General features: G+C 61.8%; 14 protein-coding genes, 1 tRNA gene and 2 pseudogenes. 13 read left to right on the plus strand and 4 right to left on the minus strand.

Features of this window, described 5'->3' with window-relative positions; translation table 11 throughout:
* The 13 genes from Q0J74_RS07725 to Q0J74_RS07785 all read left to right on the plus strand — a co-directional run.
* A partial coding sequence (locus Q0J74_RS07725; protein WP_297212939.1) for a type II toxin-antitoxin system PemK/MazF family toxin occupies positions 1 to 194 on the plus strand: 194 nt, incomplete at its 5' end.
* Between the two features lie 50 nt (positions 195 to 244).
* A complete protein-coding gene (locus tag Q0J74_RS07730) occupies positions 245 to 802 on the plus strand; it encodes a hypothetical protein (protein WP_297212941.1) in 558 nt (185 codons plus the stop codon).
* 91 nt (positions 803 to 893) lie between these two features.
* On the plus strand, positions 894 to 1,439 hold the full coding sequence (locus tag Q0J74_RS07735) for a hypothetical protein (protein ID WP_297212943.1): 546 nt from the start codon (positions 894 to 896) through the stop codon (positions 1,437 to 1,439).
* 68 nt (positions 1,440 to 1,507) lie between these two features.
* The gene (locus Q0J74_RS07740; protein WP_297212945.1) at positions 1,508 to 1,924 is read left to right on the plus strand and encodes a Mini-ribonuclease 3; all 417 of its coding nucleotides are present in this window, start codon (positions 1,508 to 1,510) and stop codon (positions 1,922 to 1,924) included.
* Complete coding sequence (locus Q0J74_RS07745; RefSeq protein ID WP_297212947.1) at positions 1,915 to 3,639, plus strand: Rqc2 family fibronectin-binding protein; 1,725 nt, start codon at positions 1,915 to 1,917, stop codon at positions 3,637 to 3,639. The genes Q0J74_RS07740 and Q0J74_RS07745 overlap by 10 nt, the downstream gene beginning before the upstream one ends.
* A gap of 24 nt (positions 3,640 to 3,663) precedes the next feature.
* Positions 3,664 to 4,350: a response regulator transcription factor gene (locus Q0J74_RS07750; protein WP_297212949.1), complete on the plus strand. Its 687-nt coding sequence runs from the start codon at positions 3,664 to 3,666 to the stop codon at positions 4,348 to 4,350.
* An 83-nt stretch (positions 4,351 to 4,433) separates the two neighbouring features.
* On the plus strand, positions 4,434 to 5,357 hold the full coding sequence (locus Q0J74_RS07755) for an ABC transporter ATP-binding protein (protein WP_297212952.1): 924 nt from the start codon (positions 4,434 to 4,436) through the stop codon (positions 5,355 to 5,357).
* Entirely contained in the window at positions 5,350 to 6,105 is a 756-nt protein-coding gene (locus Q0J74_RS07760) for an ABC transporter permease (protein ID WP_297212954.1), read from the plus strand. The genes Q0J74_RS07755 and Q0J74_RS07760 overlap by 8 nt, the downstream gene beginning before the upstream one ends.
* Positions 6,106 to 6,134: 29 nt before the next feature.
* Positions 6,135 to 6,878 (plus strand): hypothetical protein, encoded by a 744-nt coding sequence (locus Q0J74_RS07765; protein ID WP_297212956.1) that lies wholly within the window; start codon positions 6,135 to 6,137, stop codon positions 6,876 to 6,878.
* A 58-nt stretch (positions 6,879 to 6,936) separates the two neighbouring features.
* Positions 6,937 to 7,857: a sensor histidine kinase gene (locus Q0J74_RS07770; RefSeq protein ID WP_297212958.1), complete on the plus strand. Its 921-nt coding sequence runs from the start codon at positions 6,937 to 6,939 to the stop codon at positions 7,855 to 7,857.
* A gap of 110 nt (positions 7,858 to 7,967) precedes the next feature.
* Positions 7,968 to 8,825, plus strand: a complete 858-nt coding sequence (locus tag Q0J74_RS07775) for a sulfide/dihydroorotate dehydrogenase-like FAD/NAD-binding protein (RefSeq protein ID WP_297212960.1) — start codon at positions 7,968 to 7,970, stop codon at positions 8,823 to 8,825.
* An 18-nt stretch (positions 8,826 to 8,843) separates the two neighbouring features.
* Entirely contained in the window at positions 8,844 to 10,241 is a 1,398-nt protein-coding gene (gene gltA / locus Q0J74_RS07780; RefSeq protein WP_297212962.1) for an NADPH-dependent glutamate synthase, read from the plus strand.
* A gap of 209 nt (positions 10,242 to 10,450) precedes the next feature.
* Positions 10,451 to 10,526, plus strand: a tRNA-Ala gene (locus tag Q0J74_RS07785).
* A gap of 90 nt (positions 10,527 to 10,616) precedes the next feature.
* Here Q0J74_RS07785 and Q0J74_RS07790 read toward each other — a convergent pair.
* From Q0J74_RS07790 to Q0J74_RS07805, 4 genes and pseudogenes are all read right to left on the minus strand, one after another.
* Complete coding sequence (locus Q0J74_RS07790; protein WP_297212964.1) at positions 10,617 to 10,796, minus strand: hypothetical protein; 180 nt, start codon at positions 10,794 to 10,796, stop codon at positions 10,617 to 10,619.
* A pseudogene (locus Q0J74_RS07795) lies at positions 10,790 to 10,942 on the minus strand (antirestriction protein ArdA); the annotation flags it as partial. The gene Q0J74_RS07790 and the pseudogene Q0J74_RS07795, both read right to left, overlap by 7 nt.
* Position 10,943: 1 nt before the next feature.
* Entirely contained in the window at positions 10,944 to 11,285 is a 342-nt protein-coding gene (locus Q0J74_RS07800; RefSeq protein WP_297212966.1) for a hypothetical protein, read from the minus strand.
* A gap of 276 nt (positions 11,286 to 11,561) precedes the next feature.
* A pseudogene (locus Q0J74_RS07805) lies at positions 11,562 to 11,933 on the minus strand (DNA-binding protein); the annotation flags it as partial.

An 11,933-nucleotide genomic window follows, 5' to 3' on the forward strand; every position in this document is an offset into this window, starting at 1 on the left:
TGCCCACCCACATTGAGCTCTCGGCAAACACCTACGGACTGCCCAAGGAGTCGGTGGTGCTGCTGGAACAGATCCGGACACTGGACAAACGGCGGCTGAGAGAGCATATGGGCCGGCTGGACGAAGCGCAGATGCAGCGGGTGGACAACGCCATCGCGGTCAGCTTCGGACTGCACACGGACACATTGGTGTAAGAGCGTGGGGCCGTCTGAACGGCGGCCCCACATTTGAAATGGAGGTACATATGAAGCAGAAGAAATGGCCCGTACGTCTGATTTCCGGCGGCCTGGTGACGTTGGCTCTGGTGGGAATTGCGGTGGCTGCCGGCCAGCAGGGCAGCCAGTCCGACCCCCTCATCACCCTGAGCTATCTGGAGCAGCAGGTCACCCCCTCCATCCTCTCCCAGGTGGACAGCAAGATATCTGCCCGCCAGACCGAGCTGGAGGAAAAGCTGGCCGGCGTGACGGAGGCGTATGTGGAGGAGGTGACGGGTAAGCTGTCCGCCTCCGGCGGGACAGGCTCCGGCAGCCAGACCGGCGGCGGCGCCTACCAGGTGGTGACCCTCACCCCGGGGCAGACCCTCACCGGCGGCGCGGCCTGTGAATTTCTGCTCCGTACCGGTACCGCCACCTGTGTGTCCGATTCTTCCCCCGGACTGGTGGACATGACCGACGGCTCCACCCTGGCGGGAGGGGGAAGCCTGAAGGCCAACCACCTCTATCTGGGTACCATTGAGGGCCGGGGTGTGAAGGCCTCCACCGCCGTCACCCTCATGGTGCGGGGCAGCTATACCATTCAATAGGAACAGCGAGGGGGCGCACGGAACGGTGCGCCCCCTTTTCGTATGTTTCCCCGCGCCCTCCGCATAAACTGGAGGGAGAGGGGGCGGGGATATGGAACGGCGGTTTTCTCTGCTGGACGGCAGAGGGTGGCTGAATGTCCGGGAGAGTCAGGGCCGGGCGGAGTGCTGTGGCGAACTGCCTGATGACAAAAAAGGCCTCTATAAAGGTTGGCTTCTGGGTCCGGAGGGCCGGGTCCTGCTGGGGACCTTTGTGCCGGAGGAGGGCGTGCTGCGCCTGACCAGGACCCTGGGCCGGGCGGAGCTGGAGCGGCAGGGAGGCTGGCCGCCTGTGGGGGCGGAGGCGGCGCTGACCTACCGGGTTCAGCGGGGAGCGCCGTCCCGGCCTGCCCCGCCGGGCTGGACCTGGACCGCCCACCCCGCCCAGCTGTTGGGGGAGCCGCTGCTGGTCCGCGCAGCGGGAAAGGGAGGCGCCCTGCTGCGCAGGGAGGAGGGGGGCTTTACCCTGGCCTATCCCTTTCGGACCGACCGCCCCTTTCCCCTGACTCCCCTGTTCTGCTTTGCCCGGGTGACCCGGCTGGAGGGGGCGTACTACGCCGCCTTTCCCTTCCGCGCCGGTGGCTGCCCCCGGCCGGAGTAGTTGTATTTTTCCCATATTTGCGGTATACTTGCATCGCATCTACATCAGAAGATACGAGGAAAAGACCTATGACAGACTATTTCCACCTCAACGCCCAGCCCGATACCATCCGGGGCATCAGCAGCCTGGGCCTGGCCCACCTGGGGGACGGCGTGTTTGAGCTGATGGTGCGCTCCTGGCTGTGCCTCCACGGCAAGGCCACCTCCAAGGGCCTCCACCGGGCCACGGTACACTATGTGGCCGCCCCCGCCCAGGCCAGGGCGGTGGAGAAAATCCTTCCTCTGCTGGACGAGGCGGAGGGGGACGTATACCGCCGGGGCCGCAATGTCAGCCCACACAGCGTCCCCCAGAATGCCACCCGGTCCGACTACCAGGCCGCCACCGGGCTGGAGGCCCTGTTCGGCTGGCTGTGGCTCCAGGGGCGGACAGAGCGGCTGAATGAGCTGTTTGCCGTGATGATGGAGGAGGAAGAGACATGCCGTTAGACGCCCTGTGCCTTACCGCCGTGGCGGAGGAACTCCGCCCCGCTGTGGTGGGGGCCAAAGTGGACAAAATCTACCAACCCACCCGGGACGAGGTGGTGCTCTTCCTCCGCGGCCAGGGGGAGAACGTCCGCCTGCTCCTCTCCGCCAATCCCGGCCACCCGCGGGCGCACCTGACCACCCTCACCCGAGAGAATCCGGACAAGCCCCCCATGTTCTGTATGCTGCTGCGCAAGCATCTGCTGGGGGGGCGCATTCTGTCCCTGGACCAGCCCCCGCTGGAGCGGATTCTGGACTTCCGGCTGGAGACCCTGGACGAGCTGGGGGACCGGGTGGAGCGCCGCCTGGTGCTGGAGGCCATGGGCCGCAGCGCCAACCTGATCCTGCTGGATGGAGAGGGGCGGATTCTGGACGCCATCCGCCGGGTGGACGGGGATCTGTCCCGGGGCCAGCGGCAGATTCTCCCCGGACTGTTCTACCGGCGGCCGCCTGCGCCTGACAAGGCAAATCCGTTTACACTTAATAGGCGGGCGTTGGTGGAGACCCTGGAAAATCCAACGAAAAAAGAGGAGGATAAGCTGATATTAGACACCTTTTCCGGACTTTCTCCCCTGATTTCCCGGGAAATTGCCTTCCGCGCCGGCGGGGCGGAAAACCTGCCCGCCGCCCTGGAAAGTCTGGGCAAGATTGTAAATGAGAAAAACTTTACACCATATTTACTGGTGCGGGCGGGCAAACCGGTGGATTTTACCTTCCTGCCTATCCTTCAGTATGGGCCGGAGACGGAGAGCCTTCCGCAGGAGAGCTTTTCCGCCCTGCTGGACGGCTTTTATGAGCGGCGGGAAGCGGCGGAACGGGTACGTCAGCGGGGCCAGGACTTGGTGAAGGCGGTGACCAGCGCCCGGGACCGGACGGCCCGGAAGCTGGCCAATCAGGCCAGGGAGTTGGCCGCCACCCTGGACCGGGAGGAGCTGCGGCAGCGAGGGGATCTGATTACCTCCAATCTCCACCGGATGGAGAGGGGGATGGAGGTGCTGTGCGCCGCGAATTTCTATGACCCGGAGTGCCGGGAGTTGGAGATCCGGCTGGACCCCCTGCTCACCCCCCAGCAGAACGCGGCGAAATATTATAAGGAGTACAACAAGGCCAAGACAGCGGAAAAGATGCTCACCCTCCAGATGGAAAAGGGAGAACGGGAGCTGGAGTATCTCAACAGCGTGCTGGAGAATCTGGAGCTGGCGGAGGGGGAGCGGGATCTGGCGGAGATCCGGCAGGAGCTGGCCGACACCGGCTATCTCCGCCGGGGCAAGACCGCCGCCAAGCGGGAAAAGCGGGTGGCGGGCAAGCCCATGGAATTCCGCTCCACCGCCGGCCTGCGGATCACCGTGGGGAAGAACAACAGCCAGAACGACCAGCTTACCACCAAGATGGCCTATAAGAGCGACATCTGGCTCCATACCCAGAAAATTCACGGCTCCCACGTGATTTTGTGGCTGGAGGGGGGAGAGGCCGATGCTCAGAGCCTCACTGAGGCCGCCATTCTAGCCGCCACCTTCTCTCAGGCCCGGGAGAGTACCCGGGTACCGGTGGACTACACGCCGGTGAAATACGTGAAAAAGCCGGCAGGCGCCCGGCCGGGGATGGTGGTGTACACCACCTACCAGACTGCTGTGGTGGACCCTGACCCGGAGCTGGCCCGCCGCCTGCGGGTCCGGTAACGGGCCGTTCAGGAGGAAAGGAACATGGAGAGCTATCATATTTTGGTGGTGGAGGACGATCCGGATATCAATAAGCTGTTGTGCCGGATTTTGACCGGGGCGGGCTATGACTGCCGCCCGGCCTACTCCGGCAGTGAAGCCGCCCTGTGGACGGGGCAGTATGACTATGATCTGATTCTGCTGGATTTGATGCTCCCCGGCCTGACGGGGGAGGAGCTGATTGCCCAGCTGCGCCAGCGCAAGACCATGCCCATTCTCGTCCTCTCCGCCAAGGCCGGGCTGGAGGATCGGGTCAATGTCCTTCGGCTGGGAGCGGACGACTTCATTCCCAAGCCCTTTGACAATGCCGAGGTGCTGGCCCGGGTGGAGGCCCAGCTGCGCCGCTACCGGCAGTTTGACCGTGCGGCGGGGGGCAGCATACTCACCCACGGGGATCTGGTGCTGGACAAGGAGAGCGTGACGGTGACTGCGGCGGGGAAGCCGGTGGCGGTGACCGCCCGGGAGTTTCACATTCTGACCCTGCTGATGGAGCATCCCAAAAAGGTGTTTACCCGGGAACAGCTCTACCAGCAGGTGTGGGAGGGGACCTACATGGGGGACGACAATACGGTGAACGTCCACATCTCCAACCTCCGCGCCAAGCTGGCCAAGGCCAGTCCCACGGAGTACATCAAAACGGTTTGGGGCATTGGCTTTAAGATGTGTGATTAAGACTTTCTTCACCTTTACTTAAAGCGGGGTTATTGACTTGCCGCTATACTGGCATCACAATCCAACAGAAAGGCTGATGCCGTATGACAGAAGAAATCCTGGTCACCCGGGGACTCACCAAGCGGTATGGAAACCGCCCGGTGGTGGATGGGGTGGACCTGACGGTAAAGAAAGGGCAGATTTACGGTTTGGTGGGCCGCAACGGGGCGGGTAAAACCACCCTGATCCGGATGGTGACGGGGCAGACCCCGCCCTCCGGCGGGGAGCTGAACCTGTTCGGCGCCACCGGCGGAAAGGAACTCTCCGCCATGCGCGCCCGCACGGGGGTAATGGTGGAGACCCCCAGCTTTTACCCCTACCTCACCGCCCGGCAGAACCTGGAGTACTACCGCCTCCAGCGGGGTATTCCGGGCAGCCAGGCGGTGGACCAGGTGCTGGAGGCGGTGGACCTGGCGGATACCGGAAAGAAGACCTTCAAAAACTTCTCCCTGGGCATGAAGCAGCGGCTGGGCCTGGCCCTGGCGCTGATGAACCGGCCGGACTTTCTGCTGCTGGACGAGCCCATCAACGGCCTGGACCCGGAGGGAATTGTGGAGTTTCGCAACCTGCTGATCCGGCTCAACCAGGAGCAGCAGACCACCATCCTCATTTCCAGCCATATCCTGCCCGAGCTGGCCAACCTGGCCACCTGCTACGGCTTCATCGACAACGGGGTGATGCTGGAGCAAATTTCCGCCCCGGCCCTTCAGGAGAAATGCCGGGCCTGCCTGGAGGCGCGGGTGGATGATGCCTCCCAGGCCACCTTGATTCTGGAAAAGGCCTTGGGTGTCCGGGACTATGAGGTACTCCCGGGCAATGTGATCCGGCTGTACTGCTGTCTGGATCAGCCCCAGGATGTGGCCCGGGCGCTGGTGGAGGGGGGCGCGGCCCTGCTGTCCATTGAGAGCCGGGGGGCCAACCTGGAGGACTACTTCCTGTCCATGATTGGGGGTGTCCGCCATGCGTAACTATCTGACTGCCGAGTGCTATAAAGTTTTCCGGCGGAGATACCTCTATGTTACCCTGTTGGTGGTCCTGGCCCTGGAGGGGCTGCTACTGTGGGGCTGCTGGTTCACCTTGGTCAACGGAAACACCGGCATGGACTTTTACAGCGTGCTGGTGACGGCGGCGGCCATGCTGACCGTGGGGGCATACGCCCCCCTCCTCACCTGCGACATGGTTTTTTCCGAGCAGTACAAGCAGAACACCCTGAAAAACGAGGTGGCCTACGGGCTGACCCGGATACGAATCTATCTGGGCAAGCTGGCCGTATCTGCTCTGGTATCCCTTCTGGCTGCGGCGGTTATGCTGGGGCTGTACTCGGCGGGGTGCTGGCTGCTGTTTCCCCACAATGGGCAGGATGGCACGGCTCTGCTCCTTATGGGCTACTGTCTGGCGGGGGCCTTTCCCCTGTGGCTGGCGGCCCAGGGCGTCACCATGGTCTGCTATTTTCTGGTGCGCAACTCCACCCTGGCCGCCTTTACGGCGGTAGGGCTGCTGGGCGTGGTGCCTGGGATCCTCCAGGTCATGGGCCTGCTGGTACATCCCGTGTTTGAGACGGTGCGCCAGCTGATGCCCACAGTTATGCTGGAAACGTTGCCCGATATGGCGTTTCAGTGGAATTATATAGGCCGGTGCTGGCTGGTGGGTCTGGGTCTGCTCCTGCTGTCCATTGCGGTGGGACTGGCCGCCTTTGAGAAAAAAGAAATTCACTGATTCGGCCGGGCGGCGAGAGAGGAGGGCCTATGCTCAATTATATCAAAGCGGAGCTGTGGAAGGCCCTCCGCCACCGGATCGCCTGGGGTATGACCCTCTTTCTGGCTCTGTGTACCATCCTGTTTGGAATCCTGATGAGCAGCGCCACCTATGCAGAGCTGGTGGCGGGCGCCAGCATGACCATGCTGACGGGAATGCTGGTGGTGCCTCTGCTGGCCCAGGTGGTAGACAGCGGCAGGGGAGAGTTCCTGAAAAATGAGATCTCCTTTGGCCTGAGCCGGGGGCGCATTTACGGCGGCAAGCTGCTGGCCGGCCTGCTGATGGGTGCGGCTCTGTGCGCCCTCCTGCTGGCCGGCCTGCTGCTCCTCTGCTTTCCCCTCCTGTCCCACGGCAACCCGAGGGAGGAGAGGGAGGCTTTGACGGTGCTGGGCTTCTGTCTGCTGGGTGCTCTGCCGGTGTGGTGCGGGATGTTCGCCCTGTGCCACGCCATGGCAATGGCTTTTCCCAGCACTGCTGTGTGGATGGCGGTCTATTATCTGCTGTTTTTTGTGGGTCAGCCCATTCTGGCGGTGCTGTCCGCCCTGTTGACCGGCGGGAACTTGCCGCCGCTGGTGCAGGCCATTCTGATGCCCTATACTCTGCTGATGCCACCCTATCTGTCCGGCTGGCTCACCTGGCAATACCAGCTCTGGTGTTGGGGAATCGGCCTGGGCTGGGGCGGAGCAGGAACCGCCGCCGCTCTGTTCTATTTCTTCCGAAAAGAAATCAAATGACCGTGGGACGCGCCTGGACGTCAGGCGCGCCCTTGGCCTGTCCGGGGAGGGTGGAAATGTGATTGTACTTTGCGTTCTGCTGGCCGCCGCCTGTGCCGGACTGGGCTGGTGGGTGTGGACCCAGCGGCGGGCGCTGCGGGATGCTGCGGCGCAGCTCAGACAGCTGGAGCAGACGGGAAGTTCGACCCGGATACGCCTGGCGGTGCCGAACGGTGCGGCGGAGGAACTGCTCCAGGAGGTCAACGCCCTCCTGGAGGCCCGGCGCATGGACCAGGCCGCCTGGCGGGACCGGGAAAAATCGCTCCGCCAGCAGATTTCCAACATCTCCCATGACCTGCGCACCCCTCTGACCTCCATTCTGGGCTATCTCCAGCTGCTGGAGGCGCCGGACCTTCCGGAGGAGGAGCGGCGGGAGTATTTGGGCGTTGTGGAGAGCCGCGCCAAGGCCCTCCAGAGTCTGATTACCGGCTTTTACGACCTCTCCCGGCTGGAAGGCGGGGAATATCCGCTGGCCCGGGAGCCGGTCAGCCTCCACGCCAGCCTCTCCGGCCTGCTGGCGGCCTTTTACAACGACTTTATGGACAGGGGCTTCCACATGACTGTGGAGCTGGCTGAGAATCTGCCGCCGGTACCGGCAGACGAGGGGGCGGTACTCCGGGTGTTTACCAACCTGATCCGCAACGCCCTGGACCACGGCCGGGGCCGGATGGAGGTGCGGCTGTTTCAGGAGGGGGATTGGGTGGTGAGCCTGTTCCGCAACCAGACCGACGAGCTGACGGCGGAGGATATTCCTCACGTATTCGACCGATTTTTTACCTCGGACAAGATGCGCACCGGCCGCAATACCGGCCTGGGTCTGGCCATTGTGAAGGCGCTGGCCCAGCGGATGGGCTGCCGGGTCACCGCGGCGCTGGAAGAGGGGGAGTTTACCCTGCGCATCTTCTGGCGGTGCTGGGAGCGAAGTGAGAAATATGATTAAAAAGGTGGCTGGATAGCATTGACAAGTGGGGCAAGGGGTGGTATTCTAAAAATAATTATGGTGCTCTAATAAAATTTTAGGAATCTGTATGTTTTGAGAGGTGGAGGACAATGGTAAAAATCGTAAGGAAGAAGGTTCTCAACTCCAGCGTCACTCTGTTGGAGGTGGAGGCGCCTCTGATTGCCCGAAAGGCAAAGGCGGGGCAATTCATCATCCTGCGGGTGGATGAGTATGGGGAGCGCACCCCCCTGACCATTGCCGACTACGACCGGGAGAGGGGAACGGTGACCATCATCTTCCAGAAGGTGGGCCTGACCACCCAGCTGCTGGGGGATCTGAACGAGGGGGACTACATCAAGGATTTCGTGGGTCCTCTGGGCCTGCCCACCGAGCTGCCCGAGGGTACCAGGAAGGTGTGTGTGGTAGGCGGCGGCGTGGGCTGCGCCATCGCCTATCCCCAGGCCAAGAGCCTCCACGCCCAGGGCGTGGCGGTGGATGTCATCGCCGGCTTCCGCTCCAAGGACATTGTGATTCTGGAGGAGGAGTTCAAGGCCGCCTGCGACAACCTGTACATCACCACCGACGACGGCTCCTATATGGAAAAGGGCTTTGTCACCGACAAGCTGAAGAGCCTCATTGACGCCGGAAATCAGTATGATGTGGTTATCGCCATCGGCCCCATCCCCATGATGAAGTTCGTCTCGGCCGTGACCAAGCCGTACGGCATCAAGACCATCGTCTCCCTCAACCCCATCATGATCGACGGCACCGGCATGTGCGGCGGCTGCCGGGTGACGGTGGGGGGCAAGATGAAGTTTGCCTGCGTGGACGGACCCGACTTTGACGGCCACGAGGTGGATTTTGACGAGCTGATGAGCCGCAACGCGGTGTACCGCGGGGAAGAGGCCGAGGAAAAAGAGCGCCATGCCTGCCGGATGGAGCAGCTGGCCCATGATGTGATTCGCTGAGAGGGAGGCGGAAGGACCATGCCGAATATGAGTATGAACAAGGTTCCCGTACCGGAGCAGGACCCCCAGGTGCGCAGCCGCAATTTTGAGGAGGTCTGCCTGGGCTATACGGCCGAGCAGGCCGTGGAGGAGGCCACCCGCTGCCTCCACTGCAAGAACAAGCCCTGCGTGGGCGGCTGCCCGGTGAACATCCACATTCCCGAGTTTATTGAGAAGGTGGCCGCCGGAGACTTCAAGGCCGCCTATGAGATTATTTCCGACACCAACGCCCTGCCCGGTGTCAGCGGCCGGGTGTGTCCCCAGGAGAGCCAGTGCGAGAAGTACTGTGTCCGGGGCATCAAGGGGGAGCCGGTGGCCATCGGGCGGCTGGAGCGGTTCGTGGCCGACTGGTACCGGGAGCACATCAACGAGATGCCTGAGAAGCCGGAGAGCAACGGCATCAAGGTGGCGGTGGTGGGTTCCGGCCCCGCCAGCCTGACCTGCGCCAGCGACCTGGCCAAGCTGGGTTACCAGGTGACCATGTTTGAGGCCTTCCACACCGCCGGCGGCGTGCTGGTGTACGGCATTCCGGAGTTCCGTCTGCCCAAGGCCATTGTGGCCAACGAGGTGAACAAGCTCACCGCCATGGGTGTGGATCTGGAGACCGACATGGTGGTGGGCAAGACCTATACCATTGACGAGATGTTTGCCGACGGCTACGAGGCGGTGTTTGTGGGTTCCGGCGCCGGTCTGCCCATGTTTATGGGGATCCCCGGCGAGACACTGGCCGGTGTGTACTCCGCCAACGAGTATCTCACCCGCATCAACCTGATGAAGGCCTATCTGAATACATACGACACCCCCATCAAGAAGATCAAGAAGGCGGCCATTGTGGGCGGCGGCAACGTGGCCATGGACGCCGCCCGCTGCGCCATGCGCATGGGGGCGGAGAAGGTATACGTGGTGTACCGCCGCAGCGAGGCAGAGATGCCCGCCCGTGTGGAGGAGATCCACCATGCCAAGGAGGAGGGCATTGAGTTCCACTTCCTGAACAATCCGGTGAGGATTCTGGGAGATGACAAAGGGCGGGTCCGGGCCATGGAGTGCATCAAGATGGAGCTGGGTGAGCCGGACGCCAGCGGCCGCCGCCGTCCCATCGAGGTACCCGGCAGCGAGTTTGAGCTGGAGGTAGACGCCGTCATCATGTCCCTGGGTACCAGCCCCAACCCCCTGATCCGCTCCACCACCCCCGGCCTGGAGGCCAACCGGAAGGGCTGTCTGGTTGCCAATGAAGAGACCATGGCCACCACCCGGGAGGGCGTATACGCCGGCGGCGACGCCGTCACCGGCGCGGCCACTGTCATTCTGGCCATGGGCGCCGGCAAGAAGGCGGCGGAGGCCATGGACCAGTATCTGAAGGAGAAGCACGGCAGATAGGCATATTTCGCGCCCCAATCATAAATTTAAAAAATCTGAAAAAAGTAGTTGACAAACCGGACTGAGCCTAGTATAATAACCCTCGTCGGTTGCGAGAGCGGCTGCGACACAAACCGATCTGGGGGTATAGCTCAGCTGGGAGCCCAGTTGAAGCGGTTACGCACCCCTCCAAAAATTGAATAAGAAATATCCAGCGCACCCTCTAATATGGGGGTATAGCTCAGCTGGGAGAGCGCTTGAATGGCATTCAAGAGGTCAGCGGTTCGATCCCGCTTATCTCCACCATAGGGTGCGCTGGATATTCTTAGATAACTTGTCTTGCTTCAAGGCAAGTTTTTTCTTTGCCTATTTCCTGCTGGAGATAGGCTTTTGTTTTTATGCTGCAATCGCCACGATGTCCAGCCCACCAGTAAACTGCTCAAAGTCGATATTGAAGTCAATGTGCAGTTTGTAGTCCCGGTAGACCTCGACCCGCTTGATTAAGCAGCTCACAATCATTTTTTTGGCCTCCACGCTGGCCGTGTCGTACATTTCCGCCCATGAGATTATACCCACTCATACCGCACCCCATCAATGCCAATGCGCTTTAAGAGGGCCTGCACCTCCTCGGTGGTAGTGGGGAATTTCAGAAATTCGCCTACCAGTCTGCCCTCGTTGTATTTCCCCAAGTTGGTGACATACGCTTCAAACGGGGTATCCATATCAGCGCCGCCCCTGTCCTTTGACGGTGAGGATGCCCTCCAGCGTTGTGGCGGTGATCCCCAGCCGCTGGGCCACGGCAATGTCGTTTTTCATGGCCTCGGTAACGGTCTGGCCGCACACCACCAGCACATGGGAGCGCCGCAGCAGGTCTCGGCTCATGTCGATGCCGCTCTTATGCTCCTCGGGAACGGCGTCGTTGAGGAACAAGGGCAGATACAGCGTAGGGCAGATGGGCGAAAAGCCCGCCTCGTACACCGCCCGGCAGTACCGGGCCGCCTGTTCCGTGTTTTTGTAGTCCTCGCCGCACCATGCGGCGGTAATATAGGCAAGGGGTCTTTTCATAGAAAACCTCCGTTTCATGGTGTTCAACCCTATCCCCCCGCCCTTTCCCATTCATGGGAAAGGGGGCGGCTCTGGAGGATATACCCCCGTCACGCCCCGGGAATGGCACAGCCGGGGCCGCCCGCAAAGGGCAAGCCGCCGCAGGGCGGCGGTGCGACGCACCCTTGACGGACAGCGCCCGGCCATGCCGTGTAATAGGCGGCGACGGGGGATAAACCCCAAGAGCCTTGAACGAGGGAACGAAAAAGACCTCGGGACAAGTTGTCCCAAGGCCGGTTACTTCTCCATGTCCTTTTTCTTGTCGGGCTTGCCCAGCTCCGGAGGCTGCTTCTCCTTCCACTCGTCCAGCAGGGCCAGAATGGTGTCCTTCATCTCCCGGGGGGACTTGTCCTTGCCAAAATACTTTTCCAGTTCGGCGCTGTTGATGATCACCTTGTCAACCTCCCTCTTTTCCTCACTCAAAATACCGTCGATCACATCGCCGTTCAGCTTTCCCTCCTTATCCAGCTCCCGCATCTTCTGGGCTTGGGAAAGGGACGGGGAGGACGCTTGCCCCTCAATGGCAACGGCGATATACTTCTGGTGCCTGGGGCGGATGAAAGAAATCTCCACGGCGGGGGTAAAAGAGAGCTGCTTCTCGTCCACCAT

It is taken from the genome of uncultured Flavonifractor sp. (assembly GCF_944387675.1).
GTDB lineage: Bacteria > Bacillota > Clostridia > Oscillospirales > Oscillospiraceae > Flavonifractor.